Origin of the sequence: Glutamicibacter sp. NPDC087673 (assembly GCF_044743255.1) — a bacterium.
GTDB lineage: Bacteria > Actinomycetota > Actinomycetes > Actinomycetales > Micrococcaceae > Glutamicibacter.
Genome location: NZ_JBIUWB010000003.1, coordinates 86,006 through 109,580, shown reverse-complemented (window position 1 = coordinate 109,580; position 23,575 = coordinate 86,006). Strand labels below are relative to the sequence as shown.

Below are 23,575 nucleotides of genomic sequence, written 5' to 3'. Positions count from 1 at the left end.
CGACAAGGAATGATAGCCATGGCTCAGACACCGATCAATGCACTGATCCTGGTCTGCACCCTTTCCCCTTCGCCCAAAGCCTCCAGCAGCGATCTGCTGGCCCGGCAGGTGGCGGCGGAATTCGAGGAGCACCAGGTCCACTCCGAGATCCTGCGCATTGCCGATTTCGACGTAAAGCCCGGAGTACTCAAGGACATGGGAGGCGGCGACCAGTGGCCGGGGATCCGGCAGAAGCTGCTGGCCGCGGACATCGTGGTGCTGGCCACCCCCGATCTGGCTGGGCCACCCCTCGAGTCTGGCCCAGCGAGTGCTGGAGCGGCTGGATGCCGAGTTGTCCCAGACCGACGAGCAGGGCCGCCCGATCCTCTTCGGCAAGGTGGGCGTGGTGGCCGTGGTGGGCAATGAGGACGGCGCGCACCACGTGATTGCGGAGCTGGGCCAGGGCCTGGCCGAGGTCGGGTTCACCCTGCCAGCCCAGGGCTCCACCTATTGGGTGGGGCAGGCCATGCACACCACCGACTACCAGGATCTGGACCAGACCCCGCAGGTCACGGCCAACGCCACGCAGATCGCCACGCGCAACGCAGCCCATCTGGCGCGGCTGCTCAAAGCCCGGCCTTTCCCCGCCCGATAGCCGCCGGATGCTGGGTGCTGCCTGCGGATCAGTGCCCGGCCATTGGCCAGCGGCGGCCGGTGCCCTAGCGTTTCAGCCAGCAGAAGACTGCGACCCCAGGCGAGAACTAAGGACGGGCCCATGCCGCACAACACCATCGACCAGACGACTTTGCACCGGTACCTGAGCGAACACCTGCTGGGTTCCGAATCGGGACTGAACCACTTCAAGGCCGCCCACGGCACCTGGGCGGACACCGCCTATGCCCAGCGCTTCGAATCGCTGCACCAGCAGGTCCAAGCGGATCAGGATGACCTGAAACGGATCATGGACCGGCTGGGCTGCACCAAGCGGCCGATGGCCCGCCTGCTCGCTCCGGCGGCCAAGCTCGCCGGGCACGTCAACCCGTTCAATCCGCTGCGCATGCGCAAGCTGGCCGCCGCGCAGGTGCAGCTCGATGTGCTCACCGGGCTGCTCAATGCCAAGCTGCGCATGTGGCAGACGCTGCTGCTGATGCTGCCCCATGATCCGCGCCTGGACCAGACGCTGCTGCAGGACCTTTCGCACCGCGCAGAGTCGCAGATCAGCCAGCTCAAGGCGCTCAGCGACGAAACCTGGCCCGAGCGCTTCGCCCCGCCAGTGAACGATGAACAGGGGGAACACCGCCCATGACCCCAAAGAAAGCGAACATTGTCGGCGCCGGCCCCAATGGGCTGGTCGCCGCGGCGGTTTTGGCCGAGCAGGGATTCGATGTCCAGGTCTTCGAGCGCAATGCCCGTCCCGGCGGTGCCGCGGCCTCCGGCAGCACGCTGGGCGAGGGCAGCATCGTGGATCTGGGAGCTGCCGCCCACCCCTTCGCCTATGGCAGCCGGGCCTTCGCGCATTTCGATCTGGCCGCCCATGGGCTGCAGTGGGATTTCCACGGCTATCCGCTGGCCCACCCGCTCGACGACGCCGAGTCGGTCTTCCTGCACCAGGACCTGGAAGCCACCATGGCGCAGTTCCCCGCCGACCGGAAGATCTGGCAGCTGCTGCATGGGCCGCTGGTGCGCCATCCGCAGGAGATCCTGGACAATGCCACCAGCCCGCTGCTGGGCATCCCGCCGCATCCGGTGCTCATGGCCCGCTTCGGGCTGCGCGCGCTGCCGCCGGCGAAGCTGCTGGCTTCCGCCGCGTTCCGGACCCGGCACGCCGCGGCGCTCTTTGCCGGATCCAGCGCGCATTCCATGCTGCCGCTCTCCCATCCGTTCACCTCGGGATTCGGCGTGCTCTTCGGGGCCTTGGGCCAGTCCTGGGGCTGGCCGGTGGCGCAAGGCGGCACCGGCAGCATCATCGACGCGCTGCTGCGGGTGCTCGACGGGCTGGGGGTGCAGATCCATACCCGGCACCAGATCACTGACCTTGCTCAGCTCCCCGACGCGGACCTCACTTTCCTGGATGCCACGCCCCGCCAGGTAGTGCAGCTCGCCGGTGACCGGCTCCCGGCACGCCTGCGCGGGCGGTTCGAGCGCTGGCGCTATGGCACCGCGGCCTACAAGGTGGACTACCTGCTCGATGGGCCGATTCCCTGGAAGGACGCGCGCACCGCGCAAGCCGGCACCGTGCATGTCATCGGCGATGCCGCCGAGCTGGCCCGGGCCGAGCGCCAGGTCGCTGCCGGGTCAATGCCCGAACGCCCGTTCGTGATGGTGGTCCAGCCTTCGAGCGCCGATGCTTCGCGCGCCCCGGCCGGCCGCCAGGTCATCTGGTCCTACGCCCACGTGCCCCAAGGCTACATCGGGGATGCCGGGGCCCTCATCGATGCGCAGATCCAGCGGTTCGCGCCGGACTTCAAGGACCGGATCGTGCAGCGGGTGGTCAGCGGCCCGGCGCAGCTGCAGGCCTGGAACCCGAATCTGGTCGGCGGGGATATCGGCGGCGGATCACTGGCCGGCTCTCAGCAGTTCTTCCGCCCCTCGCCCTCGCTGAATCCCTATTCGCTGGGCGTGCCGGGACTGTACCTGTGTTCCTCCTCCACCCCTCCGGGCGGCGGGGTGCATGGCATGGCCGGCTGGCATGCGGCGCACCGGGCATTGCGTGATCTTGGGCGGGACTGAGCAGCGCAATCACGGTAGCTGAATAAGGATACTGACTAGTAGAGAATAAAGTCTGGGAATTTCCTCAGAATCGCGGCCTCTTCGCAACAACTTGGTGGGCCAATGATAATTTTTTATCGAGTCCCCACCGCTCGCCGCATGGTCCACAGCGTATTTTAAGGGCCACGCTGCCCAGTCCGGAGGGACGGATAACTGCATTGTTGAAGTGAGAAGTATCGTCTAGAAGTGGAGGGTAGTTCACATGCCAGGAAGGCTAGTCAGGTCCCAGACCGCGTTGCGCGTAGCAGAGCTGCTGGGATCACGCGAGGGAAGAAGGCATCTGAGCAGCTATGGCTGGACCCAAGGAATGCCAGTGGTCATGACACAGCCTTTGGAAGCGCTCGATGATGTGATGGGCCTGGTCTCGGTGCACAAGCGGCCAGTGCTGGTCGCGATGGTTGAACCGCAGACCGAGGAACTGAAGTTCTTGCACATTTCCGAGCCTTCTCCAGTCTTGGAAGTGGTTCAGGCCAGCGCGCCGCGCAGCAAGATCAAGGATCTGTTCGGCCAGGCCGAGCACAGCGGAATGGCCGCATTCCGCGTGAAGTACTGGCAATACACTGCGCTCGCCCACGCGGTCCCACCTTTCGACCCCAGCAAGCTGGGACACAGGTACGCCACGCAGGAGTCCGGCAGCAGCGTGTAGCAGCAAGCACCGACCCAACGGGCACAGCCCCCGGGGAAACCGCGCATCCGCGCAGATTCCCCGGGGGCTGTTCCTATGCCAGGGACCGGGACCGCTGACTTGGGCGCTAGCGGGCGTGGAGCATCTGGTGATCCAGCGCGGCAAGATAGTCTGCAAAGCCCTCGCGCAACCGCCCGCGCAAGCGCCCCGAGGTAATCGCCTGCAACCGGGCCGTGGCCTGGACCCGGTAGCCGGCGCGGCGCAGCGCCTCGACCAGCGCCACATCCTCCCGGGCCGCCAAGGGCTCGAAGCCTCCGACAGCCAGGTAGGCAGCAGCGCACACGCCGAAGTTCGCGCCGTGGATGTGGCCATGCCCCTCGATCGGCTGGTAGGCCTGCTCCCATAAGGCGAAGATGTGCTCATCGAGTTCGCCGCGGTCCGGTTCCACGGTTCCGGCCACCGCATCGGCCCCGCCGGCGTGCAGGCAGGCAAAGCCCTCCAGCCAATGCTCGGCGACGCAGGTATCCGCGTCGGTGCTGGCCAACCAGATGGCGTCCGGGTCCGCGGCCGCGCCGAGGCAGGCCAGGGCGTGGCGTGCCCCGGCAGCCCGGCTGGCTCCGACATTGCCGAAGCTGGCCTGCAGCAAGCTGATCCGCCGATCTGCGCTGATCTGCCGCTGGGCAACCTGTACCGTGCGGTCGGTGCAGCTATCGGCAACCACGATGGCCCGGACCTGCAGCTGCGGGTGGGCACACGCCAACCGGTCCATGGCCGCACGCACCGAATCCAGGCAACGGCCCAAGCGTTCTTCCTCGTCATGGGCCGGGATGATGATCGCCATGGCCGCCAGCTGCCTACCCATGGGCACCAGCGGGCTTGCGCAGTATTTCAAGCAGGAAATCGGGCTCGCGATGCTCCACGATGCGCTCCCACCCCAGGTCTCCCGCTATCCGGTGCACATCCTCCCCGTCCAGCGGCCAGCCTTCAATGGGATGCAGCCAATGGCAGAGCACCAGCTCTCCGCCGGCTTCCAGTGCTGCAGCACTGGCGGCGAGCACCTGCTCCAGTTCATCGGCGGCCAGGAAATAGCCGATTTCGCTGAGCACTACCAGCTGCACGCTTCCCGGCTCCAGCTGCGGAAATTGCCGGGGCACCGTGGCCTGCAGCAAGCGGACATGCTCCATTCCGGCCACGGCACGCCGGGCCTGGGCTAACGCGGTAGCGCTGGCATCCACCGCCAGCAGGCTGGTGCTGCGGCGGGCCAGTTCGGCGCTCTGCACCCCAATGGAGCATCCCAGCTCCAGTACCGCCGCATACTGCTCCCGGGGCAGGGAGGCGAGCAGGATCTGCTGCTTGCGCTGCTCGTAGCGGCTGCTGCGGTATTCCCACGGATCTTCGCGCTGCCCGTAGAGCTCGTCGAAGACCGCCGGAGCCGACGCGGCGTCCTTGTGGCCAGGCCAGGTGGCGCGGAAGATCTCGCCGCCGTGGGAAAAATGCTGCAGGAAGCCTTCGCTAAGGAGGACTTCGTCTCCTGGCAGGGCAGAGAGCGGCCGGGTTTGGGAACGGTGGGCCTCCAGGGCGCGGGCCTTAGCCTGGGCGCTGGAAGCATCCAAGGCCAGCCGGCGCCAATACCTGAAGCTGGGCTGCCGGTCCGGTTGCGCCCAGTGCCAAAACCAGATGGGGAATTCCAGGTGGCAGGCATTGTGCGCCAGGGCGCAGTCCGCGGCGAGCAGGCCCAGGATTTCGTGGTCCGGGTGCCCGTCGCCGCGGTAGGTGCTGGCGATCAGGCAGCGCTCGCCGGCGTGCTGCTCAAGAGCTGCGCGGATCGGCTCCTGCTGCGCTTCGAGTTTCCCGTCACCCAGGCCCAAGCAGTGCAGATGCAGCGTTCCGCTGCGCGGTCCCTGAGCGCGCAGCGTGTCCATGGCCTCGGCCAGTTCGGCCTGGCGCAGCGCGGCCAACTGGGCGGCGGAGTGTGTTGTGGAGTCCGGGTGCGAGGCTTCCCCGAAGCTGCAGACGATCACGTGGACATCGATCCCCCGGCCAAGCGCCATGCGGATCAGCCCTCCGGCTCCCAGCGTCTCGTCATCCGGGTGGGCGGCCAGAACAATCACCGATGCGATTGCGTGGAAGAGCTTCTCCGGATCCAGTGCGGCGATCCGCTCTAGCCCAGCCTGCTGCCAGCAGCTTGCAGATGTTCCCTGGTCCTGATGCGTGAAGTTCACCATGCGCTGCCGCCTTCCGTGCCGGCGCGGTCCGCGATCAACTGGCCCAGCGCCGCGTCGTCGCGGGCCGCGTGGTGCTGGCGCAGATAGATGCCCAGGTCTGCTGCGCGCCGCGCATGCTCCTCATCGGCGGTCAGCGGGCCCGGGCCGGTGGCTTGGCCGCTGAGCTGCAACACCCGCTCGCACGCCCCGGCCACCTGGCCGCGGACCCGATGGGCCGAAATAGCATCCAGCGCTCCGGCATCGGCCAGCCCGGCGGCCTGTTCCAGCAGCGCGGCACAGCCGGCCAGCAAGCGGTCTGCTTCGCCGAGCCAGGCTAGGGCCAGCTGATCCGGGGTGCGCGTTTGGGCGCTTCGCAGCAGATGGCGGTAGATTCCCACCGCTGCCCCGAACCAGCAGGCGGCGACGCCAACGCCCCCGACAGCGAACCCGGGACGGGACAGGTACCAGCCGGCGTCCTGCACCGGTTGGGCCGGCACGCCGGTGAAGTTCACGCTGCCGCTGGGCAGCTGCGCCATGCCGCGGCTGACCCAGGCATCCGGTGCCGGTTCAACGCCCGGATGCCGCAAGGAAACCATGAACAGCCGGACACCCTCGGGCGTAGGGGCGGTGACCAGGGCATGGGTCAGCTGCGCGGCCAACGAGCACCAGGGCTTGACGCCATTCAGCTCCCATCCCCCGCCGGACTGGCGAACCGCTTCCAGGGTGGCGTTGGGCGGCTGCGCGGCGAAAACGCCCCATGCAGTGCCGGCCGGCCACGACATGCCCGACTGGCTCAGGATTCCCGCGGCGTCCAAATGCGGTTCCAGCGTCCTGGCCGCAACCAGGTCGGTGGCGGCCACGGAGGCCAGCAGCTCCCACAGGCGCTGGGTCTGTCCGGCCGCTGGCACCGGAGGGTTCTCCCCCGAGCTTTCCAGCGTACGCAGCATCGCTTCCGGGTTGCCCTCGCAGCGCACGGCGGCCGCACGCACCGCTTCTTCGGCGCCCCACCATGACTCGCTGTTGCGGGGGCGGGATCCTGGTTCGGCTGCTCTAAACGACACCGGCCGCTGGTCCATCGGCTCTCCTTCTCTGCGCGGAACTTTTGGCCAGTCTAGGTCACGGCCCATTCGTGCCCGGCCCAGCTGAATGACTCCTGATAACCGCAAAGGACCACGCAACTCAGCGAGGCAGCTTATGGGATTTTCCGCCGCGAAGGAGGCACTGTGATGATCTGCAAAGTTGGCCGCAAGCAAACTTTCAGCTTCGGGACCCCGATTTGCAATCTGCCCTATAGTTCAAATTGTCAGTAACCAGATCCACACAGGAGGTAAGAATCATGGGAATTGGAGACAAGATCCAGAACAAGGCCCAGGAAGCATCTGGCAAGGCCAAGGAGGCCTACGGCGATGCCACTGATAATGAGCGCCTGCAAGCCGAAGGCGTGAAGGACCAGGCCGCCGCCAAGGCAAAGCAAGCAGGAGAACACGTCAAGGACGCCGCCAAGGATGTCAAGGACGACCTGTCCTAAACCGCACTACCAGCTATGCCCCATGGATGCGTATCCATGGGGCATAGCTCTGCGCCAGGCAATGTGCACAGCAATACGGCCGCTGCTCCGGGAAGACGGAGCAGCGGCCGTTGCCAGCTTCCGGCGCCCTAGAGTTCGACGCTATTCGAGTCCCCGGGTTCGGCAGGTTTTCCGGTGAGCTTCTGCTTCACCCAGCCGGCCACCAGGCTCGCTGCCCCGCCGGGGTTCTCCCAGTATTCAGCGGAGTCGGCATCGATGCGCAGCAGCACTGTCTGGGCAGATTCCGGGCCTTCGCTGGCGAAGGTTTCCACCGCGGCGTTCCACAGTTCCTTCTTCTTCGCGACATCGAGCACCACCTCGGCGTGGCCGCTGACCGACACCCACGCCTTGGATCCGCTGAACGCGGCATTGACCAGTCCCTGGGCCCGGATTTCCTGGACAATCCCGGCGTCGGCGGTAGAGAAGAACCAGAGCTCTCCTTCGTCGGTGGCTTCAATCAGCGTCAGGGGGCGGCTAGCCAGCCGTCCAGCACTGTGGGTTGTGACCATGGCGATCCGCAGGTCCTTGATGATGCTGATGACTTTGCTTGCCTCTTCGTTGGCCATGATGAGCTCCTTTGTCTTGTAATGGTCTGGTCGTTTCACACGCTACCGAGGTGCCGGCCCGCGCCAAGGCGCGTCAGGCGATGGCCAGCTTCGGCTCCTGCTCAGCTTTCCGGGTTCCGCCTGGATTCCGCATCCGCTTGCTCTTCGGCGTCCAGCTCGCTGGCGAAACGCAGCTGCCGTCCGTCGCTGATGTCCTGCACTTCTTTTTCCTCCTGCTTCATGCTGGCCTTGGTATCCCGCGGCGGAAGCTGGACCGAGCGTTCGGCGGCAATCCCCGCTTGCAGCTGGCGCCCGCGCTCGGTTTCCGCGTCGAAAACCGCGCCGAACAGCAGCGACAGGTTGGCGATCCACAGCCACAGCAGCAGCACGATGACCCCGCCGATGGCGCCGTAGGTCTTGTTGTAGTTGCCGAAGTTCGAAACGTAGAAGAAGAAGCCGACGGTCGCTACCGCCAGCACGAGCAGCGCGATGGCCGAGCCGAGGCTGATCCAGCGGAACTTCGGCTGCTTCACATTGGGAGCCCCGTAGTAGAGCACTGCTACCAGCACAATCGCGCACAGCACGATCACCGGCCATTTGGCGATGTTCCAGATCGCCACAGCACCCTCGCCCAGCCCCATGGCGTTGCCCAGCGCCTGGGCCAGCGGACCGGAGACGATCAGCAGCATCCCCAGCACGGACACGGCCACAAGAAGCACCAGTGTCAGCAGCAACATCAGCGGACGCAGCTTGTAGAACGGGCGACCTTCGGCCACCTCGTAGATCTGGTTCATTGCCCGTCCGAACGCCCCGACATACCCCGAGGCGCTCCATAGCGCACCGACCAGACCGGCAATCAGGGCCAGGCCTGCCGACGGGGCCGATGCCAGCTGCTCGATGGGCTGGCGCAGGGTTTCGACCACTTCCTTGCTGGCCAGTTCCTGGATCAGCGAGAGGATGTTGCGGGTCATGTTCTCCGCCTGGCCGGCAACTCCGAGCAGGGAGACTACCGCCAGCAGGGCCGGGAAAATGGAGAGCATCGCGAAATAGGTCAGCGAGGCCGCCATATCCGTGCATTTCTTCCGGGAGAATTCCCTGATGGAGCGCTTGGCCGCGTATTTCCAGGACCTGGAGTGCATATCCGGCGGGGAATCGGGTTTGGATTCGGCATCGGGTCCAGGAGCGTGCCGGGCTTTGGCAGCGGTTTCGGCCGCGTTCCCGTTCCCGGCATGGCTTTCGGTTCCTGAAGGCATTTTGCACCTCTTTTCATCAGCTATCTGTGCCAGTTGATTGCCGCCGGCCCTGCTGCTGGGCCAGGCCGGCGCGGCAGGCGCATCGAGTCATGCACCTGCCGCGCCACCTAGTAGGCCAGCGTGGCCGCGCTGCTACTCGGCGACCGGGAAACGCTCCCACGCGCGGTGGGTGGACAGCAGCTGCTCGGCGCTTTCGGCCACCGCCGAAAGCTCGACCAGTGCGATGCCCGGCGCATCTTCCTCCAGGCCGACCGCCTGCAGCAGGCCATCGGAGAGCCCGTCCAGGGTGATGATGGCCTTGTTGTGCCGGTAGGCCTCTGCAACCAGCAACGCCACGCGCGGGTCGATGGGAACCCCGCCTGCCCCCAGGGCGCCGGCCTTGGCATCCAGCGCAACCGCGGCGTCCGGGGCCGGCGGCAGCGGGCCGATGAGCACCAGCGCATCGAATTCGATGGAGCGCGCCGTCAGGTAGGTGCGGTCAATGGGCAGGTCCGGGGCCACCTCGCCGCCGGAGGCCGAAACGAGCAGCGGGGACATGCCCCGTTCGGCCAGCGCCTGGGCTATTGCCGGCACATGCTGGTGGTTGCCGCTGTTGAACACCACCCCGACCTTGCGCCCGTCCACCGGCCAGGTTTTTCCGATCTGGGACAGCGCGGGGCTGGCCACCGGGTCATCCAGCTGCACTGCGGCCGGCGCCGGCAGGCCCAGTGCCTGGGCCACACCAGCGGCCAGCTGGGTATCGATCTTCGCCAGGCATTCCACCTGCCGCTGGCGGATCGCGGTATCGGTGCACTTGCCCAGCTCAAAGGAGTAGGCCTGCTGCACGTGGGCGCGCTCCACGGCCGAGAGGCTGATGTAGAACAGGCGCGCCTGGCTGTAGTGGTCCGAGAAGCTGGCCGGTTCGGAACGCACCTTCTTCCCGGAGGCCACAGGCTGCGGGAAGTCCAGCGGAGGCTGCTGGCCAGAGAGAACCTGCGACATGTACGGGCAGCCGCCATCCAGCGAATTCGGCTTGTACGGCGCGATGCCCTTGGGCACCCGGTGCTGGTGGAAGCCGTCGCGGAACATGTCGTTGACCGGCGAGTCCGGCGAGTTGATCGGGATCTGCGCGAAGTTCGGCCCGCCCAAGCGGGTCAGCTGGGTGTCCAGGTAGGAGAAGAGCCGCGCCTGCAGCAGCGGGTCGTCGCTGATATCGATGCCCGGAACCAGATGCCCGGGGTGGAAGGCCACTTGCTCGGTCTGCGCGAAGTAGTTCTCCGGGTTGCGGTCCAGCACCATCTTGCCCAGCGGCTGGACCGGGGCCAGCTCTTCTGGCACGAATTTCGTCGGATCCAGCAGGTCGATGCCTTCGAAGACCCCCGAACCGTCGTCGGGGAAGATCTGCACGCCCAGTTCCCATTCGGGGTAGGCTCCGGCATCAATGGCTTCGGCCAGATCGCGGCGGTGGAAGTCCGGATCCGCGCCGGCGGCCAGCTGGGACTCTTCCCAGGCCAGCGAGTGCACGCCGAGCTTGGGCTTCCAATGGAACTTCACCAGGGACGCTTTGCCCGCCTCGTTGACCATGCGGAAGGTGTGCACGCCGAAGCCTTCCATCATGCGCAGCGAACGGGGTATCGCGCGGTCGCTCATCTGCCACATCACGTGGGCCTGGGCAGGGGTATGCAGGGAGACGAAATCCCAGAAGGTATCGTGGGCCGATTGCGCCTGCGGGATCTCGGTATCCGGGTGCGGCTTCGCGGCATGGACCAGATCCGGGAACTTGATGCCATCCTGGATGAAGAACACCGGGATGTTGTTGCCCACCAGGTCGAAAATGCCCTCTTCGGTATAGAACTTCGTGGCAAAGCCGCGGGTATCGCGGGCCGTGTCCATCGAGCCGCGGGAACCGACCACGGTGGAGAACCGAACGAAGACCCGGGTCTGCTTTCCCGGCTTGAGGAAATCGGCCCGGCACAGTTCGGAGGCGTTGCCGTAGCTGATGAAGGAGCCGTGGGCGCCAGCCCCGCGGGCATGGACCACGCGCTCCGGAATCCGCTCGTGGTCGAAATGCATGATCTTCTCGCGCAGGTGGTGATCCTGCAACAACGTGGGCCCGCGCTCTCCGGCTTTCAGCGAGTGGTCGGTATCGCTGACGGGAGCTCCCTGGTTGGTGGTCAGGAATTCGCTGTCCTGGCCGGGGCCGGACAACACCGGTTCCCCTCCCGGGCTTGCTTGCTGTTGTGGTTCGCTGGCCATGGCACTCTCCTAGCTGCTTGGGAATAATCGGCTGGTGAATGCCACGCTAGGGGCCGGTGCACCGCTGATGCCAGCGCACTAGGCGATTCCCATGATTTACACATGTGCCCGCCACCGGGCGTGAACACGCCAGGACCGCCGGTGGCTGCATGGCCCACCGGCGGTCTTGGTAGGACGTTTCAGAAACGCCCTGCCCCTCGTGCTTGTGTTGCGTTATTTTCCAGGTTCCGCTCCTTACTTGGAAACCAGCTGGTATCCATTTTCGTTGTGCTCCGCCTCGTCGATCCCGGCAATTTCAATATCTGCCGCGACACGCCATGGGCTGAACTTTCCAATGACCGTGGCGATGACCCAGGTCATCACCGCGGAGAAGACCATGACCACAATCAGGGTGGCTGCCTGGGCGATCAGCTGTGCGACGCCTCCGCCGTAGAACAGTCCGCCAGCGCTTTCCTCGGTTGGCAGGGCGAAGAAGCCAAGGAACAGGGTTCCGATCAAGCCGGCGACCAGGTGCACGCCGACAACATCCAGCGAGTCGTCGTAGCCCAGCTTCCATTTCAGGTTCACTGCCCAGGCTGCACCGGCTCCAGCCAGGATGCCCAGCAGCATCGCGGCCCACGGGGCCACATCTGCGCAAGAAGGAGTGATGGCGACCAGGCCGGCCACCAAGCCGGAGGCGACACCCAGCGAGCTGGGGCGGGAACCGCGAAGCTTCTCAACCAGGATCCAGCCAAGGACGGCCGCACCCGGAGCTGCCAGGGTGTTGACCCAGATGAGTCCAGCCTGCTCGACGGTGGTCGCCGCACCGGCGTTGAAACCGAACCAGCCGAACCACAGCAGGCCGGCACCGAGCATGACCAGCGGGGTGTTGTGCGGCTGCGGACGATCGTGGAAGTTGTGGCGCTGGCCCAGCTTCAGGGCCAGGACCAGGGCTGCGATACCTGCGTTGGTGTGGACCACTGCGCCGCCGGCGAAGTCAATGGCTTCGCCGAAGATGCTGCCCAGGAATCCGTCTGCGGAGAGCAAGCCTCCACCCCAGACCCAGAAGGCCACCGGTGCGTACACCAGGGTGACCCACAGCGGGACGAAGAACAGCCATGGCGCAAAGCGGGCACGGTCGGCGATGGCTCCGGAGATGATGGCTACCGAGATCATGGCGAAGGTACCGGCGAACCCGGCGGCGAGCAGCTCGGACTGCTCGGTGTTGTGCATGGCGAAGTCGCTGATTGGATTGCCGACGATTCCGGCGATGGCTGGTTCCCCGGCGGAGAACGAGTAGCCCCAGAGCACCCAGACGACGGCGGTGATCGCCGCGGCGGAGAAACTCATCAGCATCATGTTCACCACGCCGGTGGCGCGAGTCATGCCGCCGTAGAAAAGTCCCAGTGCCGGTGTCATCAGCAATACGAGTGCGGCAGCTATCAGGATCCATAAGCTGGCTACATCCAACTCCATCTGGATCACTTCCCCTCAAGGTATTCGGTGTATCGGTGGTGTTATGACTATCTAACGCGCCCGATGTTTCCGAACACTCGCTGCTTCGTTTCCGCTGTGTATCAAGTTCCTGCCGGGGGTAACGTTTGCTTCTCGGCAATGTTTCGCCGCCGTTTCGAACAGTTCACGGTGCTGCTGGCCGACGGTCAAAAGAACAGCCCGGCATCAGCAGAAAGTGCTTTCTGCTGATGCCGGGCTGGCAAGGCGGACTCCGGCAGCGGCTACAGCCGCTTGATCTTCACGACCTGGAACTTCGGCACCGTAGTGGATCCGCCGATGGTCGTGTCGTAGCTCAGGGATCCGGTCACCGTGGCGGTGATTTGGACAATGTCCTCGGCCACGATGTCATCCAGCGCATCACAGTCCGCCAGGCCGTCACCGGCAGTGAACATCGAATTGTGCTCGTAGTCGTATTTGCCCACCTGCGCGTGGCTCAGCTCGGCCCGGAAGGTGCAGGGACCGGTCGCGGAGTCGAACTGGGTGACCAAACCGTAGAGAGTCACATTCTCATCGATGTGCGAGTCCGGTTGCTTCACGATGTGCGCCAGAGCCCGTTTGGTGACCTTCTTGGCCTTGTTGGCCTTGGCTTTTTCCGCCGCGGCCGCAGCTTCCCTGTCTTCCTTTTCCTTCGCCTTGCGGGCCTTCTGGGCTTCTGCGGCTGCTGCGCGTTCTTCCTCGGCTGCGCGAAGCCCTGCTGCTTCTTCCTCGGCCAGGGCCAATTGCGTTTCGGTTTCTGCCAGCTGGGCTCGCAGTGCTTCCTTTTCAGCAGCTATGGCTGCGCTCGAGGCTTGCGCAGCCTCGAACTCTTCTGCCGATACCCCGCAGGCAGCCAGCGATAGAATTCCGGCCAGTGCGGTTGCAGTTGCTAAGAACCTTTCATGCTCATTCCCCATTTCACGAGTGCGAGTTGCTTGAACCCCCAAGTTTCAAGTACCCATGATCCTTACAGGGGCCGGGGACAATTTAGCTGGAGCAGGCACACTGGAAGCATGGACCGATCTTTCTTCTTGCCCGATGCCTTGGACGTTGCGCCCCGGTTGCTCGGGGCAGTACTCACCGTGGATTCCAGTGATGGACCGGTCAGCGTGCGCATCACCGAAACCGAAGCGTACATGGGCTTGGGAACCGCAGGGCCCTATGATCCGGGCAGCCACTCGAAGGACAGGAAAACCGAACGCAACGCGTCCATGTTCCTGGAACCCGGGCACGCGTACGTGTACTTCACCTACGGAATGCACTACGCCCTGAATTTCGTTTGCTCACCGCCAGGAGCTGCGTCCGGGGTGCTGATACGTTCTGGCGAAATTATTTCCGGCGCCGACCTGGCCCACGCACGAAGACTGGAGAAGCGGCCCATCCGCTACGCCCGCAGCCCCATCCCGGAAATCCAGCTGGCCCGTGGACCGGGGAACTTGGCCACCGCATTGGGACTCACGAGAGTGGAACATGACGGGCTGGATCTGTTCGCTGCACCTTTTACCCTCCATGCTGCCCCTGGTCTCCCGGAGGCTTTGCGCACTGGACCCCGCGTTGGCGTCGCGGGGATAGCCGGCGGACCGCAGTTCCCCTGGCGATTCTGGCTGCCCGATGAGCCAAGCGTTTCCGCTTTTCGCCTGGGCCGCGATGCTCCTGGGGCAGTCACGGGCATCAGGAATCAGAAATAGGCTCTGGCTGCAACGCAATTAATGCGTTGAAGCCAGAGCCTATCGAGCAAGGTGCCGCAAAGCCCTATGCTGCCGGGAACAGTTCCTTCGAATCCAGTTCCTTCTTCAGCCGGGATTCCAGGGTCTGGGACAGGGACTCGGCAAAGGTTTCGGTCAGGTGCGAGTGGTCCCAATAGGCCACGATGCCACCGACTACCGCAAAGCAGCGTCCGTCCTCGCACAGCTGGTCATTCATGTCGACGTCGATAATATTCGGCTTATCCAGGGCCTTCACCGCGTCGGCTTGCGGATCCATCGGAATCCATTGCTTCGCCTCGCCACTGCATTCGCTGAATTCGCCATCGCTGGAGGCCACGCAGTCAGGCACATTCTCCACGGTCTCCCCCGGGAAGGACGTATCCCGGATGACCGCTACAGCGGCGCCGGTGCCGGCCCAGTCCTGGAGAATCTTTTCGTAGGCCTTCTGGGCAGGCTCAGCGGTGTTTTCCATTTCGTATCCGGAAACCGGAAGGGACTGGCGGTTGGAGCTGATCACCAGATCATAGTCTTCCTTTTCGATCTGCTTGGTCACCCAGCTGCCATAATCAGCGCAGCCCTTTTCCCGTGCCTTGGAGTCAAAGACCTGGGGTTCGCCCATGACGGCGCATCGGCTGGCCAAATAGGTATCAATACTCCAGCCATTCTTCTTCGCCATAGGTTCCAAGGCAGGAATCCACTGGCCTGCATGCGAGTTTCCAACCAGTGCTACCTTGATCTTGCCATCACCATAGTTGCATACCGGGCGGTCCTTGTAGTCGGCGTCCTGGCTGGCGAAGCAATCGTCCTTGTAGACAACCGGCTTGTCGGTCTTCGCAACTACCGGGGCGGGAGCCACCGGCTGGTAGGCCGTCTCGATATTCACTGCTTCACCGCATGATTCACTGAGCGACGCGGCACCGAAGCAGTTTTCGCCCAGCTCCTTTTCGACCTGGGCCAAGGCCTTGTCGACGTCTTGGGCGTCATTGATAATGCGTTCGGTGTTGAGGTAGAAAGCTCCCGCAACCAAAGCCAAGACGAGGCTGCCCGTGGCAAGGAAGCGTGGCGCCGTGAGCAGTACCGAGGCGTCAATGAACTTACGGAATCGAACCTCGACAAGCTTCTGCGTCAAAACAGCCAAGACCAGCGTCAAGGCCAGGGCAATGATCTTCTGGGGCCATTTGAAATCATCCACCATGAACGGCATCAGGATCAATAGCGGCCAATGCCAGAGATAGATGGCATAGGAATTGTCACCGAAGAACTGGAACGGCTTGCTGCTCAAGAACATGTTCGGCGAGTACTTGTGCGTGGAATGGCAGAGCAGGATCAGTGCGGTGCCGAATACGGGAATCGCTGCAATGTATCCGGGGAATGGCATCTGCCCGGTAAAGGCCACCGCGCTGAATGCGATGGCAAGGACTCCGCCCCACGACCCGATCAAGCTCATCGCATCCTTCTTGGCCGCATGCGCACGCGTTCCCAAGGCCGCCACCAGGGCGCCTGCCGAGAATTCCCAGACTCGGGTAAAGGTCGAGAAGTATGCGCTGCCCGGTTCAGTCGCGGTTGCGTATAGCGAGTATCCGAAGGAAATCAAGAAGACGGCGCTGATCCCGGCCAACGCGGCGGTTGCCGGCTTGATTCCGGACTTGATGGCAGCAAAGATCAGCAGGCCGATCAGAATTGGCCATACGAAATAGAACTGCTCTTCTGCAGACAGGGACCAGAAATGCTGGAAGGGGCTTGGAGCTTCGCCTTCGGCAAGGTAATCGACCTTGGTCAGTGCCAGGTACCAGTTCTGGAAGTAGAACGTCGCGGCCATCGCTTGCAGTCCCCAGTCCTGCCACACCGTGGACGGTGCGAAGAGCCAGATGCCCAAGACGCTGGCCAGGATCACCAAGAAGGAGGCAGGGATCAGCCGCTTGACTCGCCTCATCCAGAAATTGACGACATCGCCAATGCTCTTCGGCGGCTTGGCGAGCAGATGCGAAGTGATCAGGAATCCCGAGATCACGAAGAACACGTCGACTCCGACGAAGCCGCCGGGCAGATAGTGCCCCCAGAAGTGGTACAGCACAACAACACCTACGGCGATGGCACGCAGGCCCTGGATGTCCATGCGGAAAGCCCTGGGCTGAGGGTCCTGCTTGACTGGTATGGGCAGGTCTTGGTTCGACGACACTTCTGGATGGATCCTTTACCGGCTGGTCTAGCCGCACGGGGGCATCCAGAACCAACCGGAGTATCCCTCATGCAGTGCGTACAGATTGATGGGACACACTTCCCCAGAAAACATCTTTACCCAAGTAGTCTGGACGTTTTCTGTAGCGCTGGCCACTGCTTCCTTGTGCGAGCTGCGGCCAGAAGGCGCCGGGAAAGTTCTATTCGCTCGCTGACTTGATCTTTTCCGCGGGGGTTCCAAGGAAAGCTCCGGCCCCGGAATCAGGCGGTGTGATCGACCTCACTGCAAGATTTCCTTGATCCCAAGCCCTGTGTGCGCCGATGGCCCAACAGGAACAAAACCGCTCTGTGCAGGAATTGCAGATGCGCAGCGCCCGCTTAAACAAGATCTCCCCGCCATTTCAAATGGCGGGGAGATCAGGAAATATGGAATTATCGATTAGCCTTCGAGCAGTGCGTCCACGAAGTCTTCCGGATTGAATGGCGCGAGATCATCCGGGCCCTCGCCCAATCCCACGAGCTTTACCGGAACACCGAGCTGACGCTGGATAGCCACGACGATGCCGCCCTTGGCCGTGCCATCGAGCTTGGTCAGCACGATACCCGAAACGTTGACAACCTCGGAGAAGACCTTGGCCTGCTGCAGGCCGTTCTGCCCGGTAGTCGCATCGAGCACCAGCAGGACTTCGTCAATGGTGGCCTTCTTCTCGACCACACGCTTGATCTTGCCCAGCTCGTCCATCAGGCCGACCTTGTTCTGCAGGCGGCCGGCGGTGTCGATCATGACAATGTCGACTTCCTGCTCGATGCCCGCGGAAACGGCTTCAAAGGCAACGGAGGCCGGGTCGGCGCCGTCGATCTCGGAACGCACGGTAGGCACGCCCACGCGGTCGCCCCAGGTAGCCAGCTGCTCGGCGGCGGCGGCACGGAAGGTATCGGCGGCGCCCAGCAGGACGTCCTTGTCTTCCGCAACGAGTACTCGCGCCAGCTTGCCGATGGTGGTGGTCTTGCCAACACCGTTGACCCCGACCACCATGATGATGCTTGGGCGGTCCGGATGCGGTTCAGGCAGGTAGCTGCGGTCCAGGCTAGGATCCACCAGCTTGAGCAGTTCCTCGCGAAGCATTGCCTTGACGCGAGCCGGGTCCTTGCTGCCTTCAATCTTCACTCGTTCACGCAGTGCGTCAACAAGCTCAAGCGCAGGCTCGGTACCCAGGTCTGCCATCAGCAGATTTTCTTCAATCTCTTCCCAGACATCCTCGTCAATCGAGTCTTGGCTGAGCAGGGCCAGCAGGCCCTTGGAGAACATGCTGTTGGATTTGGTCAGTCGCGCACGCAGCCGGGCCAGACGGCCCTGCACTGGTTCTGGAACATCGAGCTGTGGCGCAGCAGGTGCGGCAGGCTCTTGGACCGCGACAGGCGCATCGCTTGCACCGGCAGTGTCCGCTGCGGCATCAGTATCGCCCTCAGCGCTCTGGCCAGCTGGCAAGTCGTCTGCATCGCGCTCTGACGTATACGGAGTCTTGGGCTTGCGGCCCTTGGTGACGAAGGCAATGACGCCAATGGCCACCACGGCAACAACCGCGACAATGATGATGGTTAATATAAGCGAATCAGACACGCTCTAAATCGTCTCATATCTCCAACGATTTAGGGATCATATGGCAGGCAGCACCAGCATCAGCACATTTTGCATTCAAGGCTAGACTGGCAGGTGGGTTGCTTAGCCCCGCTCGTCGTTCCAGAAAGGCTGAGGGTTACTGCTCGCTGAGCGGCAGAACCATCTGTTCAATTGATATGGCATTGAAAACCACCCGTGCTGCCAAGGCGCCCATCCCCCAAGAGATCAGCGTATTGCTGGTTGCGGCATTCATCATCGCATTGGGTTTCGGGCTCATCGCCCCCATCTTGCCCCAGTATGCAGTGAGCTTTGATGTCGGCAATGCGGCCGCCACGATTATTGTCAGCATTTTCGCCTTTACCCGTTTGATTTTCGCACCGGTAGCAGGCGTTCTGGTAGGCAAGCTCGGCGAGCCCAAGATCTACGTCACTGGCGTTCTGCTGGTTGCGGTATCGACTTTGCTTTGCGCGGTGGTCCAGGACTATACGCAGCTATTGATTGCTCGTGGACTGGGCGGGTTCGGTTCGACCATGTTCACCATTTCAGCGATGGCATTAATTGCGCGCCTGGCTCCGGAGAAATCCCGTGGACGCATCTCAGGCTTGTACGCCGGCTCATTCCTCTTGGGCAACGTCTTCGGCCCGGTTCTTGGAACCTTGCTTGCCCCGCTGGGCATGCGTATTCCGTTCTTGATTTACGGTACCGCCCTGGTGATTGCCGCAGGCGTGGTCTACATGGCCTTGGGCCGTCGCCGCGATCTGGATGCAGATGCGGCAAACCCGCGATCAAGGCATTCCGATATTGAAGTGGTGACCACCCGCGAGGCGCTGGTCTCCCCCGCCTACCGGGCGGCATTGTTCTCCGGGTTCAGCTACGGCTGGCTGGCGTTCGGCGTGCGCAACAGCATGATCCCGCTTTTCGCCTTGGCCGTGTTCGGCCAAACCATGGGTGCCACGGCCGCCGGAATCTCCATGACGGTGTTTGCCATCGGCAATGGTTGCGCACTGGTGTTCTCCGGTCGCCTGACAGACAGCATTGGACGCAAGATCCCCGTGGTCATTGGCATGAGTGTCCTGCTCGTGTCCATTGGCGCGATGGGGTATTCGACGTCCCTGGCTGGCTTCATCGTCTTCTCGGTCCTGGCAGGCATTGGCGGCGGGCTGCTGGGCCCAGCACAGCAAGCGTCCGTGGCTGACGTGATTGGTTCCGGCCGCAACGGCGGCAAGGCACTGGCCGGATTCCAGATGTGCACCGATCTAGGCTCCATCATCGGCCCGCTGCTGGCCGGGGCCATGGCCGACATGATCAGCTTCCAATTGGCCTTCAACATTTCGGCTGTCGTGGGCCTGGTCGGAGTGATTGCCTGGCTGTTGGTTCCAAAGACCATAAAACCGGTGGAATTGGCCGATTAAGCAATTCCGCAGTTTTAGATTTCCCTTGGCATCGGCGGCGATATTAATTCCCGGAATCTTGCCGGGAAACATCGGGTAGATATACTAGCAAAGGCTTTCGCCATTTCACTTGCACTCGATTATTCAGGGGAATCCATGCCGGCTATCCGGACGCGACGATCCAAAGCTCTATCAATTGCGGTTATAGCCGCACTTTCCATCCCGCTTTCTGCTGGTCCGGGGTTCGCCTCGCCAACAGAAGAGCCCTCCGCTCAAACTGTTCAGTCTCCCTCGCCCACTGCTACCGTGGCTGATGCGCCGGAACCATCGTCTACGCCGTCTCGCGAGGCCGAGGCCACTGGGACCAGCACCAGCGAAGTTGAGTCCGAGGCGCCAGCACCAAGTGCGCCGGCTGCTATTGCCACTCCAGCAGCTGAAGAAATTTCCAAGGCACTGTCCAAAGACGATGATCTTTCCAAGAAAGAACGCGTACGGCTAGCCGACAAGGCGCTGGCCGAAATGGAGCTCGAGCACCTCGATGCCCAGCTGGGCCAGGGAGCCAAGCGAATTGCCGAAACCGGTGACGCGACGATCCCTACCATGGACGAGCTAGCGGATCTCGCGAAGCTGTCGTCAAATGATTCTGCGGCATCCGTTCCGTTCCAGGTGGGTGCGCCGGCTTCACTTGATGAGTTGCGGACCTGGCGTCCACCCGGCACCCTTGGGATCGATGTTTCCCGCCATCAGGGCGACGTGGACTGGTCCACTGCCAAGACAAACGGGGCACGTTTCGCCTACATCAAGGCCACCCAGTCGTGGCCTTCTTCCTTGTACAAGGACCCGAATTTCAGCCAGAACTACACCAAGTCGCGCAATGCCGGCCTGATTCGCGGTGCGTACCATTTCGCCATGCCTGCCCATTCTTCCGGTGCCGTTCAGGCCAGGGAATTCATGGCCAACGGTGGCGGTTGGACCAATGACGGGTACACCATGCCCCCACTGCTGGATATCGAGTGGAACCCGTACAACAAGACCGCTTATCCGCAGGGCAAGGGCGATATGTGCTACGGCATGACGCCCTCCCAATTGGTTACCTGGATCAAGGACTTCGGCAATACTGTCAAGGCCAAGACCGGTCGCCTGCCGATGATCTACACGGCCCAGTCGTGGTGGGATGAGTGCACGGGCGATTCTGTAGCGTTCAAGTCCTGGCCACTGCACGTCTCGATCTTCCCCACCGCTGACGTTGCGAAGAATCCCCGCGAACTTCCTGAAGGCTGGACCACGTTCAATGTCTGGCAGTATTCTTCCAACTCCAATTTGTTGGGGTCAACGAAGAATGTGGATGCCAACGTGTGGAACGGCGATCTGACGTCGCTGCGCGACTTTGCGAAGAACCGCCGCAGCACGCAGTACAAGCTGACTACCAGCTACTTTGGCAATATGGATGTCTGGCCGACCCGCTTGGGCCCATCACGCATGTCTGGCTCCAACCGCTATGGAACGCCTGTTGCGATCTCCAAGCGCACCTTCCCCTACGGGGCCAAAACTGTTGTCGTGGCTTCCGGCGAGCACTTCGCTGACGCACTATCAGTTACCTCGCTGGCCAACCGCCACAATGCACCGCTGTTGCTGACCAAGCAGGCCTATCTGCCGAGCGCAGTGGCTGCGGAAATCAAGCGGCTCAATCCGTCCCGCATCATCATTGCAGGTGGCCCGACCGCAGTCAGCAGCAAGACGTTCACGCAGCTGAAGAAGTATGCACCGGTATCCCGAGAAGCAGGAAACACGCGCTATGGAACCAGCGCAGAGATTGCTACGAATTGGTCTTCTGCAAAGAACGTGTTTGTGGCATCTGGACGCTCGTTCCCTGATGCCCTGTCCATGGCAGCTGTCGCGGCAGACCGCAAGGCTCCATTGCTGCTGAGCAGCAAGAAATACGTGCCAAGCACCATCTTGAAGCAGCTCAAGCGCCTGAATCCCTCCACCGTGTACTTGGCTGGTGGACCTCTGGCGATCTCCAGAAATGCGGAAAACGAGATCCGAAAAGCGCTTCCGAATGCCAGGATCGCTCGCTACGGCGGAGAAACGCGTTATGACACCAGTGCTGTCATCGCCAAGGCCTTCTGGCCAAATGGTGCGCAGCGCCAGTTCATTGCCAACGGCAAGAGCTTCCCCGACGGACTGAGCGGTGCCGTTGCTGCAGGCTACAACGGCGCGCCAATGCTGCTGGCTAAAAAGTCCTGCCTGCCTAAGTCCATAGGCTCAGCGCTGACCGGCATGGAAGGTTGGACTAACGTGCTCATAGGTGGTCCGCTGGTTCTCGACGAGACTGTTGCCTACCGAAATGACGGAACCCTCAATACGTGTTCGTAGGCGTTGCGAGTTAGGGTTCGCCTAGCTGCACAGAGGCTCGTAGTTGCTGTTTGAGGCAACTACGAGCCTCTCTGTGTTCTGCAGGAGGGAGCCTGTCCCAGGGAAGGCTGGCACCCCGGCTCCCTATAGCGCGGTGCTACTTAGCTTGGCGAGCATCTATGCTCATATATCCATTGGCCGTTGCGTAGACCAGCAAACCCGAGAATTCCTGGCTCGCAACGCTTTTCCCCATCCTGATCCGCTTTGCAGGAACGCCCTGATACTCGATGAAGATGTTGCCCAAGCGAGAAATCGATTCAAGCACGGCGGCACGCGGGAAAGATGCAGTGAGCCGCGATCCGCTTTCGTCAACTGCAAGCTCGCCTCTTGCCACGGTTTCGGTGTCTCGATCCCTTATATGAATGCCGATTGGCGACGGTCCCGAGACTGGAAAATCGACGACCAGACAGATGCGTTCAGCAGTATTCTCGACCGAAACAACTGCAGGCGCTTTCTCAGCTTCCATTTTATTCTGGGCAAGCTGCTCCAGGTATTCCAAGTCGCCGGCGAGGATGGCATCGACCAGCTTTGCCTCTTGCGGCTTGAAGAGCGCTGCAGAATTATCCAGTTGGAAGGTTTCCAAGAAACTCTTGTGGCTCGACACCCATGCTGCGCGCTGTTCTGCGGTATAACGCAGGAAACGTTGTCCGTCATAGAAACGCAAACCCTTGCGAACGAACAATCCGGCAATGCGCTTCCTGGCCACTTCCAGATCCGGCCCAGTGTACGTCGCGATAGTTTCCGCGATCTTGGTCAAAGAACCTACGTAACCGGCAGGATCGATTTGCTGCGTACTAATATTTTGGCCGTCCGACCTTAGCCGGATCTCGTAGTAGTTGTAATCGCCCAGGATGCTGATTCGCTGAGCAGCGGAATAGGCTTCGACCATGGCGATGCCATCTTCAAGCCTGACTTTTTCTTCGACAAAGCGGATGCCATGCGAATTGAGAAGCCGTCGCCGGATCATCTTTTGCGGCGAAAGGGTCCGCAGAATAAAGTCGTAGTCGACATCGAGAATTGTTTTTTCAAACAGCTTCGCTTGAACTCTCCGGCCGTCCAAACCGACCATTTTCGGCACGAGGACATCCACGTCGTGCTCCAGCGCAAATGAAGTCATGCGCCTTAGCGCTTGAGGCCCGAGCCGGTCATCACTGTCGATGAAGAAAACATATTCTCCACGCGCATTCTCAATGCCTACATTGCGCGGCTTGCCCGGCCAACCACTGTTCTCTTGATGCAGGGCGATGAAGTTCGAATTTCGCTTCGCATAGACATCCAAAATCTCTCCGCCAAAATCCGTCGAGCCATCATCCACGGCAATGACTTCGAATTCTTCTGGCTTCAGGTCCTGGGCTTCCAGAGAATTAAGCAGTTCCGTAAGGAATGGCATGGCGTTGTAAACGGGAATAACCACACTCACCAATGGAGAAGGTCCCTGGAGCACCGACCCGCTCGGGAGGACATCCTCCTGCCTTGATTCCCGATGCACAGGACTCTTCGTAACAGCAGGGTTATCATTGATACGTTTACGGAAAAATGCCATGTCATCCTCAGTAGAGACAGTGAATTACAGAGCAAGCAAGCTCGCTCCTGCAATTCCCTACTTTACCGCAATAG

18 protein-coding genes and 1 pseudogene are annotated in these 23,575 nt (G+C 62.3%); 8 read left to right on the top strand and 11 right to left on the bottom strand.

Translation table 11 applies throughout. The annotated features are described in order from the left end of the window. Positions 1–18 precede the first annotated feature (18 nt). The 4 genes and pseudogenes from ACIOTL_RS08025 to ACIOTL_RS08010 all read left to right on the top strand — a co-directional run bounded on the left by ACIOTL_RS08025 (position 19) and on the right by ACIOTL_RS08010 (position 3,394). Positions 19–634, top strand: a pseudogene (locus ACIOTL_RS08025) (flavodoxin family protein). Positions 635–754: 120 nt separating this feature from the next. Continuing rightward, on the top strand, positions 755–1,285 hold the full coding sequence (locus ACIOTL_RS08020; protein WP_105657707.1) for a hypothetical protein: 531 nt from the start codon (positions 755–757) through the stop codon (positions 1,283–1,285). Continuing rightward, positions 1,282–2,709, top strand: a complete 1,428-nt coding sequence (locus tag ACIOTL_RS08015) for a phytoene desaturase family protein (RefSeq protein WP_400342311.1) — start codon at positions 1,282–1,284, stop codon at positions 2,707–2,709. Before ACIOTL_RS08020 ends, ACIOTL_RS08015 begins: the two co-directional genes overlap by 4 nt. A gap of 358 nt (positions 2,710–3,067) precedes the next feature. Continuing rightward, positions 3,068–3,394 (top strand): hypothetical protein, encoded by a 327-nt coding sequence (locus ACIOTL_RS08010; RefSeq protein WP_400342310.1) that lies wholly within the window; start codon positions 3,068–3,070, stop codon positions 3,392–3,394. A gap of 106 nt (positions 3,395–3,500) precedes the next feature. Here the strand turns inward: ACIOTL_RS08010 and ACIOTL_RS08005 are convergent, their stop codons facing one another. Genes ACIOTL_RS08005 through ACIOTL_RS07995 form a run of 3 tightly spaced genes read right to left on the bottom strand, consistent with a single transcriptional unit; the run spans position 3,501 to position 6,638 of the window. After that, positions 3,501–4,235 carry a glycosyltransferase gene (locus ACIOTL_RS08005; protein WP_400342309.1) on the bottom strand — a complete coding sequence of 245 codons (735 nt, stop codon included), beginning with the start codon at positions 4,233–4,235 and terminating at the stop codon, positions 3,501–3,503. Continuing rightward, positions 4,228–5,598, bottom strand: a complete 1,371-nt coding sequence (locus ACIOTL_RS08000) for a PIG-L family deacetylase (RefSeq protein ID WP_400342308.1) — start codon at positions 5,596–5,598, stop codon at positions 4,228–4,230. Before ACIOTL_RS08000 ends, ACIOTL_RS08005 begins: the two co-directional genes overlap by 8 nt. Beyond that, on the bottom strand, positions 5,592–6,638 hold the full coding sequence (locus ACIOTL_RS07995; protein WP_400342307.1) for an acyl-CoA dehydrogenase family protein: 1,047 nt from the start codon (positions 6,636–6,638) through the stop codon (positions 5,592–5,594). Before ACIOTL_RS07995 ends, ACIOTL_RS08000 begins: the two co-directional genes overlap by 7 nt. A gap of 275 nt (positions 6,639–6,913) precedes the next feature. Here ACIOTL_RS07995 and ACIOTL_RS07990 point away from each other — a divergent pair, with 275 nt between their 5' ends. Continuing rightward, positions 6,914–7,105 carry a CsbD family protein gene (locus tag ACIOTL_RS07990; protein WP_105657701.1) on the top strand — a complete coding sequence of 64 codons (192 nt, stop codon included), beginning with the start codon at positions 6,914–6,916 and terminating at the stop codon, positions 7,103–7,105. A 128-nt stretch (positions 7,106–7,233) separates the two neighbouring features. Here ACIOTL_RS07990 and ACIOTL_RS07985 read toward each other — a convergent pair whose 3' ends face one another. From ACIOTL_RS07985 to ACIOTL_RS07965, 5 genes are all read right to left on the bottom strand, one after another. Beyond that, positions 7,234–7,710: a pyridoxamine 5'-phosphate oxidase family protein gene (locus ACIOTL_RS07985; protein WP_400342306.1), complete on the bottom strand. Its 477-nt coding sequence runs from the start codon at positions 7,708–7,710 to the stop codon at positions 7,234–7,236. A gap of 101 nt (positions 7,711–7,811) precedes the next feature. After that, positions 7,812–8,942: a YihY/virulence factor BrkB family protein gene (locus ACIOTL_RS07980; RefSeq protein ID WP_400342305.1), complete on the bottom strand. Its 1,131-nt coding sequence runs from the start codon at positions 8,940–8,942 to the stop codon at positions 7,812–7,814. A 132-nt stretch (positions 8,943–9,074) separates the two neighbouring features. Further along, positions 9,075–11,177 carry a catalase gene (locus tag ACIOTL_RS07975; protein ID WP_400342304.1) on the bottom strand — a complete coding sequence of 701 codons (2,103 nt, stop codon included), beginning with the start codon at positions 11,175–11,177 and terminating at the stop codon, positions 9,075–9,077. 234 nt (positions 11,178–11,411) lie between these two features. After that, positions 11,412–12,632: an ammonium transporter gene (locus tag ACIOTL_RS07970; protein WP_400342474.1), complete on the bottom strand. Its 1,221-nt coding sequence runs from the start codon at positions 12,630–12,632 to the stop codon at positions 11,412–11,414. A 260-nt stretch (positions 12,633–12,892) separates the two neighbouring features. Further along, complete coding sequence (locus tag ACIOTL_RS07965; RefSeq protein WP_400342303.1) at positions 12,893–13,564, bottom strand: hypothetical protein; 672 nt, start codon at positions 13,562–13,564, stop codon at positions 12,893–12,895. 96 nt (positions 13,565–13,660) lie between these two features. Here ACIOTL_RS07965 and ACIOTL_RS07960 point away from each other — a divergent pair, with 96 nt between their 5' ends. Further along, positions 13,661–14,335: a DNA-3-methyladenine glycosylase gene (locus ACIOTL_RS07960; protein WP_400342302.1), complete on the top strand. Its 675-nt coding sequence runs from the start codon at positions 13,661–13,663 to the stop codon at positions 14,333–14,335. Between the two features lie 64 nt (positions 14,336–14,399). Here the strand turns inward: ACIOTL_RS07960 and ACIOTL_RS07955 are convergent, their stop codons facing one another. Both ACIOTL_RS07955 and ftsY read right to left on the bottom strand, forming a co-directional pair. After that, positions 14,400–16,532: an acyltransferase family protein gene (locus ACIOTL_RS07955; RefSeq protein ID WP_400342301.1), complete on the bottom strand. Its 2,133-nt coding sequence runs from the start codon at positions 16,530–16,532 to the stop codon at positions 14,400–14,402. 438 nt (positions 16,533–16,970) lie between these two features. After that, positions 16,971–18,152, bottom strand: coding sequence for a signal recognition particle-docking protein FtsY (gene ftsY / locus ACIOTL_RS07950; RefSeq protein ID WP_105657694.1), 1,182 nt, complete (start codon positions 18,150–18,152; stop codon positions 16,971–16,973). 176 nt (positions 18,153–18,328) lie between these two features. On the opposite strand from ftsY, the gene ACIOTL_RS07945 reads away from it, so the two are divergent. Then, positions 18,329–19,564: an MFS transporter gene (locus ACIOTL_RS07945; RefSeq protein ID WP_105657693.1), complete on the top strand. Its 1,236-nt coding sequence runs from the start codon at positions 18,329–18,331 to the stop codon at positions 19,562–19,564. Between the two features lie 285 nt (positions 19,565–19,849). Continuing rightward, entirely contained in the window at positions 19,850–21,919 is a 2,070-nt protein-coding gene (locus ACIOTL_RS07940; protein WP_400342300.1) for a cell wall-binding repeat-containing protein, read from the top strand. A 136-nt stretch (positions 21,920–22,055) separates the two neighbouring features. Here the strand turns inward: ACIOTL_RS07940 and ACIOTL_RS07935 are convergent, their stop codons facing one another. Continuing rightward, on the bottom strand, positions 22,056–23,501 hold the full coding sequence (locus tag ACIOTL_RS07935; protein WP_400342299.1) for a glycosyltransferase family 2 protein: 1,446 nt from the start codon (positions 23,499–23,501) through the stop codon (positions 22,056–22,058). Positions 23,502–23,575: the final 74 nt, after the last annotated feature.